Here is a 20,427-nt window from a genome sequence, read left to right as displayed (position 1 = left end):
AAGACCGACGGACCTCACCATGACCATCACCATCACCGCCTTCAGCAAATCGCCCGACCAAGGCATGGGGCTGGCGCGCGACACGCGTGTCCGTTGGGCGCTTGAAGAAGCGGGCCTGCCTTACGAGGTGCGCCTGGTTTCCTTTCGCGCCATGAAACAGCGTGCGCATCTGGGCATGCAGCCTTTCGGCCAGATTCCGACCTACCAGGAAGGCGATCTTGTGCTGTTCGAGACCGGCGCGATCATCCTGCATATCGCGGAACACCATGCGGGCTTGTTGCCGAACGATGCCCATGCCCGGGCGCGCGCGATCACTTGGATGTTCGCCGCCGTCAATACGGTGGAGCCGCCGATTCTCGAGCTGGTGACGGCCAGGATATTCGAAGGCGACAAACCATGGAGCAAGGAGCGCCTGCCCCTGGTGCACGATCGCATCCGCAACCGGTTGCGCCAGCTCTCCACCCGCCTGGGTGATGCCGATTGGCTCGACGGGTCATTCAGTGCGGGCGACCTGATGATGGTGCACGTGCTGCTCAGGTTGCGCCTTTCGGGCCTGCTCGACGAGTTCCCCAATCTCGCGGCCTACGTCGCCCGTGGTGAAGCCCGGCCTGCCTACCAGCGGGCCTTCGCCGATCAATGGGCGATCAACAAACCCGCCGCCAAAGCTCGTTGAAGCCCGTCGATTGCCGCCGAAACGAGCATCGCTTGCCTGCACCGCCACCCGGCAACCTGCCGATCTATCGTTTGCTCACGGGCCTGACGATGCCGCGTTCTGCAAGCGCGTGTCCGAAGGCCTGGCCCTGGGCTACGCGCTGCAGGGCTCGCCGTCGATCACGTTCAACGGCGAATCCGTCATCGCAGCCCAGGCCATCATCTGGCTGGTGACCCCCGGCTGACGTCGCCGCGGTTGTCGCGCGTCCATGCAGCGGACACCTCGCGACCGCGGGTCACGTCGTCCACCACCAGGATCAACTGATGCTGGTGGTCGCTGTAGAGCACTTCGATGTTCACGCCAGCGGCCGCCATGCGCTCGCAAAGCGCGCCCAACTGGCCGGGCACATCCTGGCGCAGGCGCTGCACCACGACGTCGCTCACCGCCGCTACCCGGATACCCGCCTTCGCCAACGCTGCTTCGGCCCGAGGCGCGTCAGCGTCATGCACCAGAAAATGCGCGTGACCCGATCCGCCCACGACCCAGGCGCCGCCGCCCTCCACACTGACGCCGGCATGGCCAAGCGCTTGACCCAGGCTGGCCAATGCGCCGGGCTGGTGGTCCAGGCGAATGCTCACGTCCTTCATGGAAGCTCCTTGGTGATTGTCGGTGGCGCGCCTGCGCAGCCGTGATCCTCGTCGCGGTAGCCCTGCACGGCGATGCCGCGGATCGTGGCGGGCCCATCATGCATCGCGTCGTTCCGGCATCGCTTCGGTGCCTATCGAACCGTTCCCGTCCGATTTCGTGCTCTCGCCGTGGTACCGCAGCCGCGCTGGCCAGCTCCACCGCTGGCGCCACGTTCGCAGCGAGATCGATTTCGTCCGTGCAGCCCAAAGAAAGCGGCCCGCCGTGGGGCGGGCCGCAAGGCACTACCGTAGTCGTCAAACGCCGGCATCGCCGGCATGCGGCCTTACGCCGCCTGGTTCTCGATCTGCCGCTGCGAGCTCTGTTCCAGCGTGACGCCCGCCGGCGTCGAGGTGATCGCGATGCGGCGCGGCCGCAGCGATTCGGGCACCTCCCGCTGCAGCTCGATGGTCAGCAGGCCGTCGGCCAGGTTGGCGCCCGTCACCTTGACGTGGTCGGCAAGCTCGAAGCGTCGCGTGAACGCGCGGCTGGCGATACCGCGATACAGGAACTCGCCTTCCTGCTCGGCGCTCTTGCGCTCGCCGGATACCACCAGCAGGTTCGGCTGCACGGAGATATCCAGTTCCTCGCGATTGAAGCCGGCTACCGCCATGGTGATGCGGTAACGGTCATCGCTGAGCTTAACCGTGTCGTACGGCGGCCAGCTGTCGACGGCCTGGGCGCGGGTGGCGTTTTCCAGCAGGTCGAAGATCCGATCGAAACCAACGCTCGACCGATGCAGCGGGGCAAGATCAAAAAGGCTGTTGCGCATGGCCATATCCTCATTCAAGCAACATGGGACGATCCGCCGGCCAAGTGGCCCGGCGCGCCAGCCAGACAGGCTGGCGTCTTCCATGTAGGGCCGCCGATAACGGTTTCAAGCGCTGCATTAATGAGCCGTTTAAATGGCCAAACGCGTGACGTCAGCGCGACTTCCCAGGCCGTTGTTGGCGGTTGACGGGGCAGCCCGATCGAGCCGCCGTGGCTTGCCACCGCGCCTGCCGCATCGAGTAACCTGGTCATCATGGGGACGCAGGCAAGCCATACCATCGAACCACGGCGGCAGCGCTGGGGCTACGGCGCACCCATCGCCGGGTTCCTTGCGCAGGACCCGCAGGCCGTCATCGGCGCATTGACCACCTGGCACAGCTTTGCCGTGGACCTGTCGCAGAAGGTGGCGTGGCTCGAACAGATTGCCATCCTCAAGAACCTGCTTCACTCGTGGGCCACCTCCACCGGCGCCGTGTTTTTCGAGTACGACATCCCACGCCTCGGCTCGCGCATCGATACGGTGGTCGTGCTCGAGCACGTCCTGTTCGTGCTCGAATTCAAGGTGGGCGCCAGCGACCATGCACGCGATGCCGACGATCAGGTCTGGGATTACGCCCTCGACCTGAAGAACTTCCACGATGCCAGCCACGATGCGCCCATCATCCCGATAGTCGTCGCCACCAAGGCCGGCGCGACAAAGCTTCAGATCGAGACCGGGCAACATGGCGATGGCGTCCCGCGGCCATTGCATTGCAACGCGACGACTCTGGCAGATGCCATTCAACTTGGCCTGGGTCACTTTCCGCCGGGGCGCATCGAACCGGAACTCTGGCAGCGCGGCCGCTACCATCCCACCCCAACCATCGTGGAGGCCGCCCGCGCCCTTTACGCAGGCCATACGGTGGAGGAGATTTCCCGCCGCGGGGCCGACGCCGGGAACCTAAACGTGACGGCGAACCGTCTGGCCGAACTGATTGCCGGCGTGAGGCAACGTGGCGACAAGGCGATATTCTTCGTTACCGGTGTCCCGGGCGCAGGCAAGACGCTGGTCGGGCTGGATATCGCCAATCGGCACACGGACAGGGGAGACAGCCTCTACAGCGTGTACCTGTCCGGCAATGGCCCGCTGGTAAGCGTGCTGCATGAAGCGCTGGCTCGCGACCAGGTGCAGCGCGCAAAGCGATCGGGCAATGCCCTGCGCATTGGCGAGGCCCGAAGCGCAGTCAAGCAGTTCATCCAGAACGTGCACCATTTCCGCGATGACTGCCTGGCCAGTGGCGACGCGCCCATCGAACACATTGCGCTGTTCGATGAGGCGCAGCGCGCGTGGGACCTGAACCAGACCGCAAGTTTCATGAGCCGCAAGAAGGGCGTCGAGGGCTTCGACCAGTCCGAACCCGAATTCCTGATCTCCTGCCTGGATCGTCACGACGACTGGGCTGTCATGGTTTGCCTCGTCGGCAGCGGGCAGGAAATCAACACCGGCGAAGCCGGCATCAGCGAATGGCTTGCCGCGCTTCGTCGGCGCTTCGACCGTTGGCAGGTTTACCTGTCACCGCGGTTGCACGAAATCGAATACCACGCCCGCGATGAGCTGGAAGCGCTGCAAACCCGTCGCCAGGCGCATTGGGACGATGCATTGCACCTGGCAACGTCCATGCGATCCTTCCGCGCCGCGCGCGTGTCCGAGTTCGTCAATCTGTTGCTGGCGCTGGAAACGGAACCTGCACGCAACGTCCTCGCGCAAGTCCTGCCCCATTTTCCCATTCGCCTGACCCGCAGCCTCGACCGCGCGAAAACATGGTTGCGCCAGCAGGCCCGTGGCAGCGAGCGATACGGCATCGTCGTGTCCTCCCAGGCCCAGCGGCTCAAGCCGCACGCGATCGACGTTCGCGTCAAGGTCGATCCCGTCCGCTGGTTCCTGGAGAACAGGCAGGATGTGCGGTCGTCCTATTACCTCGAAGACGTGGCGACGGAGTTCCAGGTGCAAGGGCTCGAGCTCGACTGGACATGCGTGGTGTGGGACGGCGACCTGCGCCTGAACGCCAACCAATGGGACCACTTCAGCTTCAAGGGAAAACGCTGGGAACACGTTCGCAGCGGCATTCGACAACGCTACCTGCTCAACGCCTATCGGGTGCTGCTTACGCGCGCAAGACAGGGAATGGTCATCGTGGTTCCGGAAGGCAGCATCGATGACCCAAGCCGCAAGCCCGGCTATTACGACCCGGCGTTCGGCTTGCTGGCCAGCCTGGGCATACCTCAGCTGTAGCGCAAAATCCGGGATCGGATCGCCGAAAACCAGCCGGTGTGCGGCGTTGTCCATCCCGCACGAACCGCTCGGGTTCAGCCGCAACCGTCGGCAGGGTTTACAGAAAGACCTCGTGCTGCCGAGGGCGCCACCGGCAGATCACTGAATCAAAAGGCAATTCCCCATCGGCACGGAGCTTGCTCACGAGCGGGTGGGCGGCTGCACAAGCAGGTTGGTGCAGTCGCATCGCATCAGGAGGCGTTTTGCCGATCGGCCGCGCAGGCGACATCGGAACAGACGTGCTCCGGACATCGTGCCGTCGACAGGGGAACGCCATGAAGATCAAATTTCCGATGTGTGTCGCAATGCTCGGCCTGATGGCCGCATTCTCGAATGCGTCAGCCACGGCGCTGACCGACACCTACCATGGCGGCGACGCGCACGGCTACGGCGATGTCATCGCTGGCGCCGGGGTACACATCTACGACGTGCACGGCATGGACGCGAGCCGGTCGGGCAGCGTGCTCACGGTCACCATCTACACGAATTTCGCCGGCAACGCGGGCACCGAGTCGCAGTGGACGAGGAACGGCACCGGCATCGGCTACGGCGACCTGTTCCTCTCCTCGGACTGGAACCCGCACGGTTCGGGCGTCTACGCCACGGACAATGCGGCCAACGGCAACCACTGGACGTACGCCTTCACACTGGACGACGCCTTCAGCACCACCGGCGGCGTCGGCACCATCTACGCGCTGGGCGCCGGCAGCGCCGGCAACCACAATCCCGACGCCCTGCTCTCGGATCACTTCATGAACTGCGCCGGTCGCTGCGTCTATCGCAACGGCCAGGAAGTCGCCGTGGATACATCGCGCGCCGTCGCCACCAACACCACCGGCACCTGGACCGTCGGCAACGGGTTCCTGAGCTTCAGCTTCGATACGTCCGACCTGGATCTGAACCCCAACAGCTTCGGCTTCCACTGGACGATGTATTGCGGCAACGACGTCATCGAAGGGCTGGACCCGGTGACCGTTCCGGAACCCGAGACCGCCGACGTGTTCCTGCTGGGCCTGGGGCTGATCTCGCTGGTGATGTTGCGGCAGCGCAAGGCGGCCGCGAAGCTGGCGTCGTAGCCGACCGGCAGAAAGTCTGGGCGTTTCCCGTGCCGGTCAGCGCCTGACCGGGCGGGCGGATGTCCCCGCGCCAGCGCCGCGTCGCGTGACATCTGCCACGCGAGCAGGCCGGCCATGATCGGGTGATGCGCGCTGGCACCGCCCAGCGCGAGGCCAACCGCGTCGCCTGGCGCCACCCGACCCGCCTGATCGGCGTGCTGACCGTCGCCTTCGGCATCGGCCAGGTCGCCTGCATCGCTGGCGCTGGCCGCACTCGCCCCCGCCGCGCGGGTGACGGCGCTTGTCACGGTGCTTCACCGCTCGCCGCAGCGGCTGGACGATGGGGCGTCCGGGATGGCCTGATCCCGCTTGCGCCAATCGGGAGCCGACTCGACCACGAGCCGTTTACGGTTGTGTTCGGCACGCCAGCAACATCCGCATCGAAGCGGCTATTTCACTCGCCGCGGCTTGTTACGCTTTCCGCATGACTCTGCGACATGCAACCGCGGCGCTGTTGGTGTGGCTGTGCGCAACGGCGTGCGCCGGCGCTGGCGAGCCGCTGTCGATCGAGCGTTCGGCCACGGCGGCGGAGCTGTTTCCGGTGGACCAGGCGCGGGCGCTGCGGTCGGTGTTGCCGGCCGACGAGCGAGTGACCTGGACCTTGCGCCTGCCGTCGACCACGCCGCGCAGCGTGCTGGTCTTCGTCAGCCCCGACGCCAGTGCCGATCCGCCACCCGGCTGGGCTGCGGTGCTGGATCGGCATGCGGTGGTGTGGATCGCCGCCCGCGACTTCGGCAACCGCGCGCCGAGCAATCAGCGCGTGCTGGCCGCGCTGATGGGGCTGGCGCTGGCACAACGCGATTACCTGGGCGCCGGTGCGCGCCGCTACATCGGCGGCATGTCGGGCGGCGGACGCGTGGCCAGCACGGCGATCTCGACGTTTCCGCACCGGTTCGACGGAGCGCTTTACATCGTGGGCGCCGACGATTTCGGCAAGGCCGAGCCGGCGCGGCTCGCCGCCATCGCCGCGAATCGCTACGTGTTCCTGACCGGTGACAGGGATTTCAATCGGCGCGAAATGCGGCGTGTCCACCGGCGTTATCAGGAGCGGGGCGTAGCACAGACCTTGCTGCTCGACCTGCCGCATTTCGCGCACCAGTATCCCGGCGCGGATGACTTCGAACGCGCATTGGCGTTCCTCGATGGCGGCGCGGGGCAGTGAATCAACCGCCGCTCCCGCAGCCAGTTGCCGGGTAGTGGATCGCGGAAGCGGCTTACTCCCGTATGATCCTCCCCGAAAAACGGCAGGCGGCTGGGGCGCAGGCCGCGCCGCGACAAACCACTACTGAAACCTTCCCGCACATCCGGGTGGCGCGCCGCTACCCGGCGTTCGACACGACACGCATGGAGTCCTGATGAAACGCACCACGCTCGGCACGCTGGCAAGCCTGCTCGCCTTTTCACTCGCCGGATGCAGCCCGGCTCCGGAGGCGGAGGACGCGCCATCGGCAAAATCCGCCCATGGCCAGAAGCTGTCGCAGGCCTGCAGCTCCGTCGACGCCGAGACCGGTGAACTGGTTCCCTTTGCGCGCCTGATCCAGCTGCATATGGAATTGCGCTACCGCACCGATTACCTGCATGAGTTCAACGCCGATGACGGCAGCGCCAGCGACCGGACGGAAATGCACGCGCTGGTCGAGGGTACCGCCGACCTGCTTGCCTGCACATGGGAGGAGTTCGGCCGCAAGCAGTACATGTTCCACCCCGCGAGCGAAGACGAGCTGCCGCCCTTTCCCAATACCGCCTCCGGCAGCGCGAGCCTGACCGGCGAGAGGACCGGGCGCGCCCTGGTGCACGGCGAAACCATCAGCTCGAAGGAAACCGTGCAGGCCAACGGCAAGCTCCGCGGGCTCACCTTGTCGATTCCCACCCGCGACGAAACCCTCGGGAACGGCACGTGCATCCAGGTCGCGTTCGACGCCCCCATGTCCGGCCGTCATGTGCTCGACGTCACGAGCACCGATGGCAACCACAAGCACGAGGAGTCGCCACCGGACTCGCTGCAGGAAGGCACCTATTCGGCCTTCGCCGTGCGAACATACGCCGAGGGCGAGTCCGAGTTCATCAACAACTCGCTGACGCTCTGCGATGGCCCGCGCAACCGGCCCGATCCCATACCGCAGGACTTGCCCGCCCAGGGCATGACGATCAGCGCGGACGAATCGGTGTGGACGCGCAACGGCGAATGGATCGGCCACAACTCGCTGCCGGCCGAGCATCGCTACGTCGACTTCTCGCTGAAGGTGGTGCCGCGAACGCTGCCGTATCCCAACCCGTAGGCGTGGTCGCTGAAGAACGTGCCGTCCGGCGCGTCCTCAGGCCGGCGCCAGCACGCCGTGTTCCGACGAGTTCGGTGAAACCAGGCCAAGCAGATGACGCATGCCCGGCGAGTCCGGGTGGTCGCCCTCGATCCATGGCAATTCGCGGGCCCACTGCTGTTGCGCCAGGCCCTGCAACACGCTGGCCGGCGCCTCGCGAAAACCCATGAACCAGCGGTTGAACCGGCGCCGCGGTATGGGCTGGAATTCGAGTTCCACCACGTCGGTGTGGCGCTGGGAGCGAAGTATCCGCGCGTAGACTTCATCGACGCCTTCCTTCGGCCCCTCGAAATACTGGAAGAAGCGACCTGCCCCGTACAGCAGCACCCCGGTGACCCCGAGCAGGGAGTTGGTCGAGCGTGCCGACGCCAACAACTGGTCGACGTCTTCCGCGTTCAGCCCGGGACGCGCCGTGCTGGTATAGGCCACACAAAAAAGGTCCATCAACGCTTTGCCACCTTGCAGGCTGCATCGAAGGCAGCAGGATTCAACGCCCTGGTCTTTCGCAATGCTGCGCGCGGCCTGCATTCGATTGCGATGGAGCAGGCACGGCCCAAGGCGGACGTTCGACGAGTCTGGGGCCATAGGCCGATCAGGTCCAGTGCAGATTGGCAGGGTCGCCGCTTGCGCCACACCTGCGGTGGGCATGCCGCCGCAGACAGACCCACGAGCCCGAACAAGCCGGCCCTCGCGACCGGCTCGTCGCGCTTTTTCGCTTCAAGGTGACGCCGGCAACCCCATCGCGTACCGTTGCCGCATGGCAAATCACAAGACATCGCTGGCGACACGCATTCTCTGGGGTCTGGTCATCGGCATCGTGGCCGCGCTGGCGACACTGGGCATCGGCCAGTGGCACGCGCCGACGCTGGCCTTCATGCAACGTGTGTCCTCGGCGGTGTTCGACCCGTTCGGGCAGGTGTTCCTGCGGATGCTTTTTTTCGTGGTCATCCCGCTGGTATTCGCGTCGCTGGCCTCGGGCATCGTGCAGCTGGGGCAGCTGAACAGGCTCGGTCCGCTGGCCGGACGCACCTTCGCCTTGTTCGTGGCCAACATGGTGATCGGCGTGGCCATTGGCCTGGTTCTGATGAACCTGCTGCAGCCGGGCCACCACATCGATCCGCTCACCGCCAGGAAACTCATGGCCGAGTACGGCGGCTCGGCCGCGCAAAGCGTGCGTACGCACGCCGAGCAACCCGGCCTCAGCCTTGGGCTGCTGGTGGAGATGTTCATGCCGCGCAACCTGTTCGGCGCGGTAGTGGGCAACAACCGCGGGGTGATCGGCGACGTGCTGCCGCTGATCCTGTTTGCCATCCTGGTCGGCGCCGCGGGCACGCAGCTTGCGCCCGACAAGCGCCAGCGCCTGCAGGATGGCCTGGATCTCATCAGCGAACTGATGACGAAGATCGTCGACTTTGCGCTGCGGCTGGCGCCGTATGCCGTGCCGGCAATGATCTACAGCGTGATCGTGAAAGTGGGGCTGGACGTGGTGTGGGCGCTGTCCGTGTTCGTGGTCGGCTGCCTGCTGGCCATGGCGCTGCACCTGTTCGGCACCATGTCGTTGTGGATCGCCTTGCTGGCGCGCAAATCGCCGTGGGCATTCTTCGGCAACATCCGCCCGGTGCTGGTCACCGCTTTCAGTACCAGCTCCAGCAATGCCACCTTGCCCACCTCGCTGGCCATCGCCCAGGAAGAACTCAAGCTGCGCCCCACCACCTCGGGCTTCGTGCTGCCCCTGGGCGCGACCATGAACATGAGCGGCACGGCGCTGTTCGAGGGTTGCGTGGTGCTGTTCGTCGCGCAGGTGTTCGGCGTCGAGATGAGCCTGGCCACCCAGGTCATCATGCTGTTGCTGGCGGTGCTCAGCGCCGTGGCCGTCTCCGGCATCCCGGGCGGTTCGTTGCCGATGATCGCGGGCTTGCTGGCCACGTTCGGGATACCGCCGGAAGGCATCGGCATCATCATCGGCGTGGACCGCCTCCTGGACATGGCGCGCACCACGGTGAACGTGGGCAGCGACATCGTCACCGCGCAAATCGTCGATGACAGCCTCAAGCGGGCCGAGGCGCGAAGCACGCTGCCGTAGAAGGGGATCAGAGCCCGCCGCGCCGAGGCACCGGCGGTGCTTGGGGAAAGTGTCGAAGCCTCTTACAAAAAACGGCCGATCGAAGACGGCTTGCCAAAACCGATTGCAGCAAAAACAACCGCCTGCACGACTGGCATATCCAATGCTTCGCCTCCGTCGGGGGATTCCGAAAAGAACGGGTCTGCAATGCGCCTTGCGCACGCCGTACACGCAGACCGCCGCGTTTGAACGCGATAAGAGGAATCACGATGAAAACAGGCATTTTGACGAGCGGTGCGATGCTGGTGATGCTTGCGTTTGGCTCGCATGCCAACGCCAGCCCGGTAAGAATCAACTTCAGCGCGGCGTTCGGCAGCGGTTATGTCGACCTGACGTTGGCGCCCGATCCCGACGCCAGCAGCAACTATCAGCCGACGTACAGCGAAAGCGACGCGGCCAGCAACATCTCCCCGCCGCTTTCCCCTTACGATCCCGCGGGCGCCCAGCACATCACCGGAGCCAGCGGCATGTTCTCCAGCGGCGGGGGCGATGTGGCGATCACCGGGATCATTGCGACCAGTCCGGGCGTCGCGCCTCCCGGTGAATTGCTCCCGAAAAGCTTCAGCTGGCTGGTTGCCGACGGCAATCCGCATTCCTACGACGACCTGTTCTACGCGAATGGCTCGCCCCTGGTATGCCCGCCGGTCGGCCCCACTCCCTACACGTTCTACGGCGGCTTCCTGGACATCTTCGGCGTGATGTTCGCGCTGGACAACGGCGACGTCCTGGGGCTTTGGAGCGACGGGCTGGTGCCGGCGAATGCGTTTGGCCCCGGGACGCCGGGGGAAGCGGGCGTGACCTACGGGCTTTCCCTGTTCACCGCCGCAGCGGGCGGTGGCTATGCGGAAGGCCCCAGCCAGTTCGCCGGCGTCACGGCGAGCGTGCCGGAGCCGGACTCGATATGGCTGTTCGGCGCAGGCATGCTCGGTCTGTTCGCTTGGCGCCGGTCGGCGGAATCGCGCCGGGCATCCCGCAGCGTTTGACGTTCGGCATGGTGGATGCCCTGCTCTCATCCATGGCTGCGTGCGTCGGCAGCCATGGATGAGAGGGAAACGGCTAACAAGGGCAACGGAAATCGGATCATCGGATGCAACCTCCCGCGCCCCGTTCAGAGGCCCGGGACGACTCGGCTATCCTTTGGCTGGTCCAACGGGAGACGTCCGCCATGTTTCGATTCGTGCTGCTGTCACTGATGCTGGCTGCCGCTCCGCTGGCCGCCCTCGCTGCCACGCCGGCCGAGGCCGCACTGACCGGTTTGCCGAATGTGTCGTTCCCGGCGCCGCATCGGGTCGCATCCGGCAGGTTGCAGGCGGTTGACGTGGCGGCGCTGAAACGCGCCGGCATCGCACAGGTCATCGACCTCAGTGCCGACAGCGAGACACCCGATTTCGACGAGGCGGCGGCCATGCGGTCCGCCGGCATCGGCTATCACGCGCTGCCGATCCATGGTGCCGGCGACCTCACGCGCACCCGCGTCAGGCAGTTCGACCGCTTGCTGCGGGACGCGGGCGAGCAACCGACACTGTTGCATTGCGCCAGCAGCAACCGGGTGGGCGCCATGATCGCGTTGCGCGCCGCCCTGGTGGATGGCCTTTCGACCGACGCCGCGCTGGCCGAGGGTCGGCGATGGGGCATGAAAAGCCTGGGGCCCGCGGTGCGCGAACGCTTGCACGCATGGTCGAGCGAGGCCACTGAAGCCACGCAGTGAACACCTGCCATCGTCCTCCCTGATGGAGCCGCGGAGGGCGAAGGCAAGGCCCCCTCCCCTGCTTGCAGGGGAGGGCTGGGGAGGGGTGCTTTTGACTTGAAGCTCAAAGCGTCACCCCCTCCCAACCTCCCCCTGCAAGCAGGGGGAGGGGCTGCATCTGGAAGCCACTTTTCGCGTAAACCAAGGCACGTCCGCCGAACGGGTCAACTCCACTCCGCGTGGAAGCTGCCCTTTTCGTCGATGCGCTCGAACGTGTGGGCGCCGAAAAAGTCGCGCTGTGCCTGCAGCAGGTTGGCCGGCAGGCGCTCGCTGCGGTAGCCGTCGTAGTAGGCGATGGCCGAGGAAAAACACGGCACCGGCACGCCGGCGGCAATGGCCGCGCTGACCACGTCACGCAGCGCCACCTGATATGTCCTGGCGATGTCGCGGAAATACGGGGCCAGCAGCAGGTTGGCCAGGCCGGGGTTTTCGGCGTAGGCGTCGGTGATGGCCTGCAGGAAGCGGGCGCGGATGATGCAGCCGCCGCGCCAGATCTGCGCGATGGTGCCGTAGTCGAGCCGCCACCCATACTCGTCCGACGCGGCGCGCAACTGCGCGAACCCCTGCGCATAGGAGACGATCTTGCTCAGATACAGCGCCTTGCCGACGGCAGCGATGAACGCGTCGCGATCGCCGCTGAAGGCCTTGCCGGCCGGCCCTTCGAGTTGCCCGCTCGCGGCGACGCGTTGGTCCTTGAGCGAGGACAGCACGCGGGCGAACACCGCTTCGGTAATCAGCGGCAATGGCACGCCAAGGTCCAGTGCGCTCTGGCTGGTCCACTTGCCGGTGCCTTTCTGCGCCGCGCGATCGAGTATCACATCGACCAGAGCCTTGCCTGTCTTGTCGTCCTTCTTGCCGAAGATGGTGGCCGTGATCTCGATCAGGTAGCTGTCCAGCTCGCCTTCGTTCCAGCGGGTGTAGACGTTGGCCAGTTCCGGGTTGGACAAACCCAGCACGTGCTTGAGTATCGCGTAGCTCTCGGCGATCAGCTGCATGTCGCCGTATTCGATGCCGTTGTGCACCATTTTCACGTAGTGCCCGGCGCCGTCGGGGCCCATGTACGCCACGCACGGCTTGCCGTCCTTGGCCCGTGCCGCGATCTCGGTGAGGATCGGCTCGACCAGGTCATACGCATCGCGCGGCCCGCCGGGCATGATCGACGGGCCGCGCAGGGCGCCCTCCTCGCCGCCGGACACGCCGGTGCCGATGAAGTGCAGGCCAGCGGCGGCCAGCTCCTTGTTGCGCCGGATGGTGTCGTGAAAGTTGGTATTGCCGCCGTCGATCAGGATGTCGCCCTTGTCCAGCAGCGGTCGCAGCTGGGCAATGGTGTCGTCGGTTGCCGCGCCCGCTTTCACCATCAGCAGGATGCGCCGGGGTTTCTCCAGAGAGTCGACAAACTCCTGCAGCGTGTAGGTGGCAACCAGCTTCCTGTCGCCATGCTCGGCGATCACCTCGTCGGTCTTCTCGCGACTGCGGTTGTAGATCGACACCGCGTGCCCGCGGCTTTCGATATTCAACGCCAGGTTGCGACCCATCACGGCCATGCCGACCACGCCGATTGCCTGCTGACTCATAGCGATCACTCCTCGTGCTTGTTGATATCAAAACGGGGCGAACCCTGGAGCGTGCAGTCAAGGGCGCCAGCTCGTGTGAAGAAATTGTTCAAGCAGTGAATCCGACGCGAGCGCCAGGTTTACTCGCCCCGTACCGGTTTCAGTACATTACCCGGACACGACAACGACAAAGGACACGCCCATGATCCGCGCCGTTTGCTTCGCCCTCGCCCTCCTCGCCACCGCCGCGTCCAGCGCCGCGGAGATCGTCGTCCACGACGGCGGCTCGCAGCCCGAGAGCATGGCCGTGGGGCCGGACGGCACGCTCTACGTCGGCAGCGCCAGCACACCCTACGTCTATACGGTAAAGAAGGGCCACACCACGGCAACACGCTTCATCGATGCCAGCGCCGCCGGCCCCGGCACCTTCTTTTTCGGCGTGCTGGCCGATGCGGCCACCCACACCTTGTGGACCTGCCAGCTGACGCCCGTGGCCGGCGCCACCCCGGTGCGCCGCAGCACCGCCCTGCGCGGCTTCGATCTGAAATCCGGCGCGCCGAAGCTCAGCTGGACCCTTCCGGGCGACAACTCCACCTGCAACGATTTCGCCGTGGGGCCGGACAAGGCGCTCTATATCACCGACACCGCCAACCAGAAAATCTACCGCCTCGCACCCGGCACCCAGGTTCCCAAACTCTATCTCGACCACCGCAGCCTGCTCGGCATCGACGGCATCGCCTTCCTCGACGGCACGCTGTACGTCAACAACGTCTTCTTCAACAAGCTCTATCGCGTGCCCGTGGGCGCCGACGGCAAACCCGGCACGCCCGTCGACATCTGGATGGATGCCCCGGTCCACGGACCGGACGGCATGCGCGCCGCCAACGGCAAGCTGTTTGTCGCGGCGAACGGCAGCGGTGAAATCAGCAGCCTGACGATCAACGGCAACACCGCCCACGTCACCGTCATCAAGGACGGGCTGAAGACCCCGACAGGCGTCGAACCGGCGGGCGATACCCTGTGGTTCACCGAGCGCGCGACGGGCAAGGTCTGGTCCGTACCGATGCCGGAATAGGAATGGCCCGCAAAGGCAAAGCGGCGATCCGCACTTGCTTGAGGGTGAATCCCCACTTCGCGAAGATGACGAGGTCAAGCAAGCACCGTTCGGCTGCGGTTACGTCAGTTCGATGATAGGCTCCAGGCATCTGCGAGCGCGCCAACGCGCTGGACGACTGCCTGCTTATGGCGAACCCGCAGTAAACCCCTTCTTCAAGGACGAAGACCATGCCCGCCTTGATACCCATGACCTCGATGTCTCGTGGCCCACCACCTGCTTTGTGGTGGGCCGCGGAACGGAGGCGAACGGCGGCTACACCATCGGGGCGATCCAGACGCCCCTTGGCTCGCCACCCACCGCCGAAGATCGATGCGGTGCGACACGCGTGGTCGTCATGATGAAAACCGGAACACAAATCCGATGCATTCGGCGAGGATGCCGTAGCTTTCCTACCCCTTCAATTCGAAAGCAAGGCTGTCGGCTCTCTCCGTTCGCCCTGAGCGTAGGCCACAGGCCGAAGTCGAAGGGCACCCGCAAGCCCCACCCTTCGACTTCGCCGCTGTGCGGCTACGCTCACCAAGGAATGCGTCCATGAACTTTCGCCAACGGCTTTCGGTGATCCTGTTGTGCCTCTTTTCCTGCGCCTGCAGTGCTGGCGAACCTTCGACAGCCAAGGGTCACGAGCAGACAACCACGGGCGGAGACGCGGTGGCGCAGCAAAACGCCATGGCCTCCACGACCTGTGCAGCGGGTGATCAGGTCGTGTTTTCCTGTCCATTGGCCAAGGGAACGAAGATCGCTTCCGTTTGCGCAACGCAAGGCAAAAGTGGAGCTGCGACGACCTTCTATTACGCGTTCGGCCATGCCGGCGCTGCCGAGTTTCGCTTTCCTGCTCCGGGTCATGGCGACAAGGCAACCTTCAGCCGGACCCATCTCGGCTTTGCCGGCAATACCGGCGGCTACGCGTATTCATTTGCCAATGCCGGGTACAAATACATCGTCTATGCGATTTCCGGCGAGGGTTCTTCGCGCGACGGCGGCGTGATCGTGCAACCCCTGGATCATTCGAAACCGGCGACGAAGCTGGCCTGCCGTGCCACAGCGATCACCGAAACCAGCGATGACCAGCTCATCGACACGACGTTGGAGCTGAAGAAGGATCCGCAGATCGAGTCCAGCGGCCTGCCCGAATCCCGGTAGTTGCCACCGCCACCAGGATCAAACGGAGAATGATGTGTCGTCAGAGGACAATGCCGACTACTTGCTGAAGCAAGCCCGGAACCATGGCATCACCAACCCGCAGGAGCTGGTCAACTTCATGGGCCAGATGCAAGTGGAAAGCGGCGGCTTCGCGCGCATGAATGAAAATCTCAATTACTCCGGCCATCGGCTGCTTGAGGTTTTTCCAGGGCGCAACGGCATGCATACGCTTGAGCAGGCCGATGCAATTTCTGCCGATGGTCCTGAAGCAATCGCCAACAAGATCTACGGTGGCACGTGGGGAAAGCTCAATCTGGGCAACACCGAATCCGGCGATGGCTGGACTTATCACGGCCGCGGGTACGTGCAACTGACCGGACGCGACAACTACGACCGTGTCGGACGTGAGATGGGGCTGAACTTCGTCGATCATCCGGAGTTGGCGGCAGACCGCGAAACCGCGGCCAAGATTGCCCTTCATTACTGGGACACGCGCGTTGTTCCGAAAGGCCATCAGACCGACGTCGCCGCTGCGTGCGCCGATATCAACGGCGGCCACAACGGCTTGCAGGCCCGCAAGGACGCGACCGAAGCGTGGCGTGAAAAGTTGGGCCACCAACGAGCCCCAGAGCGCCGGGTGACAACGGAAGACCGCCGCTGTACGCAGGCGACGCGCACCCTGCAACACGACCTGGAGGCCCTTGGCTACACCGGTGTTCATGGCCGGCGATTGAAGCCCGATGGAAACTACGGCCCAAACACCCGCCACGCTGTCGAGGCTTTCCAGCACGAACATCATCTGAAAGTGGACGGCATCGCTGGAGCGCGCACTCGGGAGGCGCTCGACCAGGCGATTCGTACCCATCAACACCAACCCCAATTGAACGACGAAAATCATCCGGGGTATCCGCTGTACCTCGAAGCCCAAAGGGCGGTTTACGCGCTCGATCGAAACATGGGCCGTACGTCCGACGCGCAGAGCGATCAGCTCGCCGGGGCGGCGGCTGTCGCTGCGCAAAAAGCGGGCCTCAAGCACATAACGGAAATCGTCCTGAGCGAAGACGGAGTTCGCGCCTTCGCAGTGGAACGCAGGGGTGCCCCCACGTTCGCCTATGTGCAGACCGCAGAAGCCGTCAACACGACGCTGGCGCAGAGCGGTGCGGCGTGGATGCAGCATGCTGCGCAGCAAGCGAGAGAGGCTCAGGCGCCTGCACCGGTGAAAGCCCCTGCACACGACGGCCCCACAATGAGCATTTGAGAACGGTGCCGAGGCAGGCGAGGCCGTCGCGGCTGATGCCGCCAATCGGCCCCGCCAACCGGGTCAAAGTTCTTTTGCCGAGGCGTGATGGCGCAACAGCCTGACCCGGAGCGACACCCCGTGATTCACAGGGTCTGTCCGTGCCGATACCGTAATACGAAGGTCCGCAAGCCTGACCGGACGGGTTCACTTCTTCACTAAATCAAGTGAACCTGCCCTCGGTTCCTGGTTACTTCCCCGCATCCCAGACCCGCCCCTCGACCGTGCCGCCCTTGTCGACCATGAACACCTCGACCGCGAACACCTGATAGGTGGGGTCGTCGCTGGCGTCGAAGTTGTCCAGGTTCGGAAGCTTCCAGCCGTTGGCTTCCCAGGCCTTCACGTGGTCGGCAAAGATGATCTTGTGGTCAACCCCGAGCGACAGCTGCTCCTTGGGCCGGCTCCAGTACTGGTAGAACGTGGCGGTGTTGTTGATCGAGGGCTTTTCCCTACGCACCGTGCGGTAGGTGGTGTACTCCACGCCGTCGCTGACGAAGGAAACGCCCTCCTCACCGCCCTGCCCCGGCGTACGCACGCCGCGCTGGACCACGTAGTACTCCACCAGGTGAGCCGGGTCGGACGGGTCCATGGTCTTGTCGTAGCCCCAGCCATACAGGGTTACGTAGCTGGCGCCCGAATCCTTGTCGAGGTGGTAGCCAATCACGCGGTTGCGGTCGCCATGATCCCAGCCCGCGCCGCCGACGTAGTTGTAGTCGCCCCCCACCCAGTCGATCTTGAAATTGCCCTGCTCATCCAGCTTGAACGAAGCCGCACCACCATCCTTCCAGTGGGTAAAGAACAGATCGCCCACATGACCGGTCGCATGGCTCTGCGTGAGCAGCGTCTCGCCACGGAAGCGCTGGGTGTACGCCTTGAACTTGGTGATCGGCGGCTTGGCTTGCGCCGCAGCGGACGGCTGGGCCTGCGGCTGCGCCGCAGCGGCCACACGCGCAGGATGCGAAGCGCAACCGGCGATACCAAAGATCACGGCGGAAGTCAGAAGGGTTTTGGTGTAGCGACAGGTCATGAGAGGCCTTTGCTGGATCAGGGGACGAACCTGCAGCATGGCCTGTCGGTGGCGTTTAGCCAAGGCTATGGATGACGCGGGTGCGAGAAATTGGGACGGAGGAAGTTAACCATCTTCAGAGCCGGTTCGCGCCTACCCGTCACTGGTCGTCCCGCCGATGCGATTCGCCGCTCAGCACGTCGACACTGAGGCCATCCCATCTCCGGCCAATGACATGCCCCGCCAAGCTCGTCTGGAAATCCCCGGAATTCCGCTGCATCTCACTCAGCGCGGGGTGAATCGATGCGCGATCTTTCTGGACGATGACGACTGCCGGCACTATCTTCGTCTGTTGCGCGAGAGCGCGGGAAGCCACGGACTGGAGGTTCACGCCTATGTACTCATGGGCAACCACGTGCACCTCCTTGTCAGTTCCGGCGAGCCGGGGAAAGTGTCACTGGCGATGCGCCAACTCGGTCAGGCCTGCGTCACCGGATTCAACCGACGCCATCGACGCACCGTAACACTTTGGGAAGGTCGCTTCAAGTCCTGCCTGGTTGACTCGGACCGCTACCTGCTCACCGCCTATCGGTATATCGAACTCAACCCGGTCCGCGCCGCGATGGTCGAGAAGCCCGAACATCACCACTGGTCCAGCGTGCATGCCAATCTGGCACTTTGCGACGATCCCCTGGTGACGCCGCATGCCTGTTTCATGGCGATGGGAGATACACGGCAACTGCGCGCCGAGGCCTACCGGACGTGGCTGGAGCAAGGCGTCAGTGACGACGAACTGATCGCCATTCGTCGGTATCTGCAACAGGAACGCGCCTTTGGCAGCAAGCGTTTTCAGGCGATGGCAGAAAAGACCTTGGGGCGGCCGGTGAGCGTGCGCCGGCCCGGGCGGCCGAGCCGTGACGACGAAGGCGGTGGCATTTAACTTCCTCCGTCCCGTTTTCGCGCGAGATGTTGCCGCGACTGGCGCGAGCCGTTGCCCTGTGCAAGCCTTGTCCGGAGCCAATCCTTCGTACCGCGAGCAACTATCTTGACTGAGGTTCGGCGCTAATCAGGATCGTTTTTTCCGGCCGATTCCATATCTTCAATGCCGATGCCACAACCACCAAAGCAATACCGACTAACACGCCAACTCCAAAACTCAAGGCCCTAATCCAATAATCGACGCGATCAATGCCTTCAGCTCCTATTACTGCAAAGACGAAAATAAGTACTGTGCCGAAAGTCGCAAACAGTATATTGCCGCAAGCAATAACAATCCATGTTATGCGCCCCAATCCACCCCATCCCACGAAATAACATTTTTTTGCCGTTGCTACCACCATGCCTGAAAGGCAGCATAAACCCGTGACGTATCCTATACAAAATAGCGCGAAGGCTTCGAAAATCATCAATGCAGCTCCAAATGATCTTTTACCGGAATCAGTTTATCTGGTTCGGGACCGTTCCTTTCATCAGGTTTGGGGCCTTCGACCACCGGCAGATGGATCACAGGTAGATTACCTGGATGGTCGGCAATTTGATCGCTGACCAGTTGTGCGGGCAAAACGACCGAAGTGCCCAAGACCGCACTCTTTGCAGCGGGAAGAGCGAACTGCTCCGCCACCTTCGCATTTGTCGTACCGACCACGCCTAGAGCTCCCGCCACGGCAATTTTTCCTGGGGAATATTCGTAACTCTTAAGGTCAGTGCCATGGGCCATGGCATTCTGCACGGTTTCAACAGTGCCCTCTCCCGCGATGCCAGAAGTGATGCCAGCGGTAACAGTTATGGCCCGCCCACTGCCTGCGCCAACGGTTAAGCCCGTTATTGCGCCGCCTACTGCGCCACCAGCACCCCCGCAATTGTTGTGCGCCAATTGCCTCCGCTAGATACGTAGGCCGTACTGGCTCCGATTACCGCGCCTGAGACAGCTCCGGCCACGGCGCACCATGGGCATCGCCCATCTGGATCAGTGTATCTGAGAGGATTGTTATATGCATAGGCGTATCGATTGAAGTTAAAAGTACTCCCCGGCTCCGGCCCGACCGGATCGATACTCAAGAACATTCCCACCACCGGATCGTAATAGCGCGCCTGCATGTACACGAGCCCCGTGTCCGGATCGTTCACGTGGCCCGTATACCCCGGCCCATTCGGCGCCGCTCCCATGCTGGTTACAGGTTGCCCATACGGCGTGTAGTCGAACCGCGCCGTGATGTTTCCATTGGCGTCGGCCTCTGCCAACGGCGTGCCCTGCGGGTCGGTATACACATAGGTCACGGTGCGGGCGTGTGCAGTGATGGCCAGCAGTAGCCATGAGCCCAGTATCGTCAACGAGCGCGTGCGATGGTTCATTGGATAGCTCCCTGCACTGTGCCGGATTCGGCTGGCTGGCTCATCAGCCCAAGCTCGGAGTGGAGTGTGACCGAGCCATAGCTGCTCCATCCGGAACAACCGGTGACATTGCAAGCCTTTACGCGGAACTTCACTGTTCCGGTCGCGAAAATGAGCGCGCTTGCGGACGTGTTGGGCCCACTGTAGAAAGTGTCACCCACGCTACTCCCTGGCTCGGTCTCTTCGACGACATAGCTGGACGC

General features: G+C 64.0%; 21 protein-coding genes. 13 read left to right on the top strand and 8 right to left on the bottom strand.

Translation table 11 applies throughout. The annotated features are described in order from the left end of the window. Positions 1-19: 19 nt before the first annotated feature. Together ABD017_RS03015 and ABD017_RS03010 are read left to right on the top strand one after the other, a co-directional pair. Complete coding sequence (locus ABD017_RS03015) at positions 20-673, top strand: glutathione S-transferase family protein (RefSeq protein WP_343879985.1); 654 nt, start codon at positions 20-22, stop codon at positions 671-673. 109 nt (positions 674-782) lie between these two features. Continuing rightward, positions 783-896 (top strand): DUF1737 domain-containing protein, encoded by a 114-nt coding sequence (locus ABD017_RS03010; RefSeq protein ID WP_343879983.1) that lies wholly within the window; start codon positions 783-785, stop codon positions 894-896. Here the strand turns inward: ABD017_RS03010 and ABD017_RS03005 are convergent. Beyond that, positions 871-1,299: a hypothetical protein gene (locus ABD017_RS03005; protein ID WP_343879981.1), complete on the bottom strand. Its 429-nt coding sequence runs from the start codon at positions 1,297-1,299 to the stop codon at positions 871-873. The genes ABD017_RS03010 and ABD017_RS03005 overlap by 26 nt on opposite strands. A gap of 323 nt (positions 1,300-1,622) precedes the next feature. Further along, positions 1,623-2,108 (bottom strand): Hsp20 family protein, encoded by a 486-nt coding sequence (locus ABD017_RS03000; protein WP_343879979.1) that lies wholly within the window; start codon positions 2,106-2,108, stop codon positions 1,623-1,625. A gap of 252 nt (positions 2,109-2,360) precedes the next feature. Here ABD017_RS03000 and ABD017_RS02995 point away from each other — a divergent pair, with 252 nt between their 5' ends. The 4 genes from ABD017_RS02995 (at position 2,361) to ABD017_RS02980 (ending at position 7,812) form a co-directional block, all read left to right on the top strand. Beyond that, positions 2,361-4,379 (top strand): DUF2075 domain-containing protein, encoded by a 2,019-nt coding sequence (locus tag ABD017_RS02995; RefSeq protein WP_343879977.1) that lies wholly within the window; start codon positions 2,361-2,363, stop codon positions 4,377-4,379. 314 nt (positions 4,380-4,693) lie between these two features. Continuing rightward, on the top strand, positions 4,694-5,494 hold the full coding sequence (locus tag ABD017_RS02990; RefSeq protein ID WP_343879975.1) for a PEP-CTERM sorting domain-containing protein: 801 nt from the start codon (positions 4,694-4,696) through the stop codon (positions 5,492-5,494). 463 nt (positions 5,495-5,957) lie between these two features. Beyond that, positions 5,958-6,695 carry a hypothetical protein gene (locus ABD017_RS02985; protein WP_343879973.1) on the top strand — a complete coding sequence of 246 codons (738 nt, stop codon included), beginning with the start codon at positions 5,958-5,960 and terminating at the stop codon, positions 6,693-6,695. Positions 6,696-6,888: 193 nt separating this feature from the next. Further along, positions 6,889-7,812 (top strand): hypothetical protein, encoded by a 924-nt coding sequence (locus ABD017_RS02980; protein WP_343879971.1) that lies wholly within the window; start codon positions 6,889-6,891, stop codon positions 7,810-7,812. Between the two features lie 36 nt (positions 7,813-7,848). On the opposite strand, the gene ABD017_RS02975 is transcribed toward ABD017_RS02980, so the two are convergent. Next, complete coding sequence (locus ABD017_RS02975; RefSeq protein ID WP_343879969.1) at positions 7,849-8,295, bottom strand: BLUF domain-containing protein; 447 nt, start codon at positions 8,293-8,295, stop codon at positions 7,849-7,851. 313 nt (positions 8,296-8,608) lie between these two features. On the opposite strand from ABD017_RS02975, the gene ABD017_RS02970 reads away from it, so the two are divergent. From ABD017_RS02970 to ABD017_RS02960, 3 genes are all read left to right on the top strand, one after another. After that, the gene (locus tag ABD017_RS02970) at positions 8,609-9,934 is read left to right on the top strand and encodes a dicarboxylate/amino acid:cation symporter (protein WP_343879967.1); all 1,326 of its coding nucleotides are present in this window, start codon (positions 8,609-8,611) and stop codon (positions 9,932-9,934) included. A 248-nt stretch (positions 9,935-10,182) separates the two neighbouring features. Further along, positions 10,183-10,956 carry a PEP-CTERM sorting domain-containing protein gene (locus ABD017_RS02965; protein WP_343879965.1) on the top strand — a complete coding sequence of 258 codons (774 nt, stop codon included), beginning with the start codon at positions 10,183-10,185 and terminating at the stop codon, positions 10,954-10,956. Between the two features lie 182 nt (positions 10,957-11,138). Beyond that, entirely contained in the window at positions 11,139-11,681 is a 543-nt protein-coding gene (locus ABD017_RS02960) for a protein tyrosine phosphatase family protein (RefSeq protein WP_343879963.1), read from the top strand. Between the two features lie 203 nt (positions 11,682-11,884). Here ABD017_RS02960 and gndA read toward each other — a convergent pair whose 3' ends face one another. Beyond that, the gene (gene gndA, locus ABD017_RS02955; protein ID WP_343879961.1) at positions 11,885-13,294 is read right to left on the bottom strand and encodes an NADP-dependent phosphogluconate dehydrogenase; all 1,410 of its coding nucleotides are present in this window, start codon (positions 13,292-13,294) and stop codon (positions 11,885-11,887) included. Positions 13,295-13,475: 181 nt separating this feature from the next. Between gndA and ABD017_RS02950 the strand changes: the two genes are divergently transcribed. The 3 genes from ABD017_RS02950 to ABD017_RS02940 all read left to right on the top strand — a co-directional run bounded on the left by ABD017_RS02950 (position 13,476) and on the right by ABD017_RS02940 (position 16,788). Next, the gene (locus ABD017_RS02950; RefSeq protein ID WP_343879959.1) at positions 13,476-14,348 is read left to right on the top strand and encodes an SMP-30/gluconolactonase/LRE family protein; all 873 of its coding nucleotides are present in this window, start codon (positions 13,476-13,478) and stop codon (positions 14,346-14,348) included. 573 nt (positions 14,349-14,921) lie between these two features. Then, on the top strand, positions 14,922-15,530 hold the full coding sequence (locus ABD017_RS02945) for a hypothetical protein (protein ID WP_343879957.1): 609 nt from the start codon (positions 14,922-14,924) through the stop codon (positions 15,528-15,530). Between the two features lie 34 nt (positions 15,531-15,564). Continuing rightward, positions 15,565-16,788 carry an XVIPCD domain-containing protein gene (locus ABD017_RS02940; protein WP_343879955.1) on the top strand — a complete coding sequence of 408 codons (1,224 nt, stop codon included), beginning with the start codon at positions 15,565-15,567 and terminating at the stop codon, positions 16,786-16,788. A 229-nt stretch (positions 16,789-17,017) separates the two neighbouring features. Here ABD017_RS02940 and ABD017_RS02935 read toward each other — a convergent pair whose 3' ends face one another. Further along, positions 17,018-17,854 (bottom strand): glycoside hydrolase family 11 protein, encoded by an 837-nt coding sequence (locus ABD017_RS02935; RefSeq protein ID WP_343879953.1) that lies wholly within the window; start codon positions 17,852-17,854, stop codon positions 17,018-17,020. Positions 17,855-18,068: 214 nt separating this feature from the next. On the opposite strand from ABD017_RS02935, the gene ABD017_RS02930 reads away from it, so the two are divergent. Next, positions 18,069-18,773 (top strand): transposase, encoded by a 705-nt coding sequence (locus ABD017_RS02930; protein WP_343879951.1) that lies wholly within the window; start codon positions 18,069-18,071, stop codon positions 18,771-18,773. 100 nt (positions 18,774-18,873) lie between these two features. On the opposite strand, the gene ABD017_RS02925 is transcribed toward ABD017_RS02930, so the two are convergent. The 3 genes from ABD017_RS02925 to ABD017_RS02915 all read right to left on the bottom strand — a co-directional run bounded on the left by ABD017_RS02925 (position 18,874) and on the right by ABD017_RS02915 (position 20,185). After that, positions 18,874-19,239, bottom strand: coding sequence for a hypothetical protein (locus tag ABD017_RS02925; protein WP_343879949.1), 366 nt, complete (start codon positions 19,237-19,239; stop codon positions 18,874-18,876). Further along, positions 19,239-19,550, bottom strand: a complete 312-nt coding sequence (locus ABD017_RS02920; RefSeq protein ID WP_343879947.1) for a hypothetical protein — start codon at positions 19,548-19,550, stop codon at positions 19,239-19,241. Before ABD017_RS02920 ends, ABD017_RS02925 begins: the two co-directional genes overlap by 1 nt. 116 nt (positions 19,551-19,666) lie before the next feature. Then, positions 19,667-20,185: an RHS repeat-associated core domain-containing protein gene (locus tag ABD017_RS02915; protein WP_343879945.1), complete on the bottom strand. Its 519-nt coding sequence runs from the start codon at positions 20,183-20,185 to the stop codon at positions 19,667-19,669. Between the last annotated feature and the right edge of the window lie 242 nt (positions 20,186-20,427).

The organism is Rhodanobacter caeni (assembly GCF_039523575.1).
GTDB lineage: Bacteria > Pseudomonadota > Gammaproteobacteria > Xanthomonadales > Rhodanobacteraceae > Rhodanobacter > Rhodanobacter caeni.
Note: the sequence above shows the minus strand (reverse complement) of the source record. Positions and strands in the feature narration are given on the sequence as shown.

What these genes read in the sequence shown, in the direction of transcription:
- ABD017_RS02995 (WP_343879977.1), top strand. Translation starts at nt 2,361, where the DNA reads ATGGGGACGCAGGCAAGCCATACCATCGAACCACGGCGGCAGCGCTGG.
- gndA (WP_343879961.1), bottom strand. Translation starts at nt 13,294, where the DNA reads ATGAGTCAGCAGGCAATCGGCGTGGTCGGCATGGCCGTGATGGGTCGC.
- ABD017_RS02920 (WP_343879947.1), bottom strand. Translation starts at nt 19,550, where the DNA reads ATGGCCCATGGCACTGACCTTAAGAGTTACGAATATTCCCCAGGAAAA.
- ABD017_RS02965 (WP_343879965.1), top strand. Translation starts at nt 10,183, where the DNA reads ATGAAAACAGGCATTTTGACGAGCGGTGCGATGCTGGTGATGCTTGCG.
- ABD017_RS02990 (WP_343879975.1), top strand. Translation starts at nt 4,694, where the DNA reads ATGAAGATCAAATTTCCGATGTGTGTCGCAATGCTCGGCCTGATGGCC.
- ABD017_RS02960 (WP_343879963.1), top strand. Translation starts at nt 11,139, where the DNA reads ATGTTTCGATTCGTGCTGCTGTCACTGATGCTGGCTGCCGCTCCGCTG.
- ABD017_RS02980 (WP_343879971.1), top strand. Translation starts at nt 6,889, where the DNA reads ATGAAACGCACCACGCTCGGCACGCTGGCAAGCCTGCTCGCCTTTTCA.
- ABD017_RS02950 (WP_343879959.1), top strand. Translation starts at nt 13,476, where the DNA reads ATGATCCGCGCCGTTTGCTTCGCCCTCGCCCTCCTCGCCACCGCCGCG.
- ABD017_RS02935 (WP_343879953.1), bottom strand. Translation starts at nt 17,854, where the DNA reads ATGACCTGTCGCTACACCAAAACCCTTCTGACTTCCGCCGTGATCTTT.
- ABD017_RS02925 (WP_343879949.1), bottom strand. Translation starts at nt 19,239, where the DNA reads ATGATTTTCGAAGCCTTCGCGCTATTTTGTATAGGATACGTCACGGGT.
- ABD017_RS02930 (WP_343879951.1), top strand. Translation starts at nt 18,069, where the DNA reads ATGCCCCGCCAAGCTCGTCTGGAAATCCCCGGAATTCCGCTGCATCTC.
- ABD017_RS03015 (WP_343879985.1), top strand. Translation starts at nt 20, where the DNA reads ATGACCATCACCATCACCGCCTTCAGCAAATCGCCCGACCAAGGCATG.
- ABD017_RS03000 (WP_343879979.1), bottom strand. Translation starts at nt 2,108, where the DNA reads ATGCGCAACAGCCTTTTTGATCTTGCCCCGCTGCATCGGTCGAGCGTT.
- ABD017_RS02915 (WP_343879945.1), bottom strand. Translation starts at nt 20,185, where the DNA reads ATGAACCATCGCACGCGCTCGTTGACGATACTGGGCTCATGGCTACTG.
- ABD017_RS02975 (WP_343879969.1), bottom strand. Translation starts at nt 8,295, where the DNA reads ATGGACCTTTTTTGTGTGGCCTATACCAGCACGGCGCGTCCCGGGCTG.
- ABD017_RS02985 (WP_343879973.1), top strand. Translation starts at nt 5,958, where the DNA reads ATGACTCTGCGACATGCAACCGCGGCGCTGTTGGTGTGGCTGTGCGCA.
- ABD017_RS02970 (WP_343879967.1), top strand. Translation starts at nt 8,609, where the DNA reads ATGGCAAATCACAAGACATCGCTGGCGACACGCATTCTCTGGGGTCTG.
- ABD017_RS03005 (WP_343879981.1), bottom strand. Translation starts at nt 1,299, where the DNA reads ATGAAGGACGTGAGCATTCGCCTGGACCACCAGCCCGGCGCATTGGCC.
- ABD017_RS02945 (WP_343879957.1), top strand. Translation starts at nt 14,922, where the DNA reads ATGAACTTTCGCCAACGGCTTTCGGTGATCCTGTTGTGCCTCTTTTCC.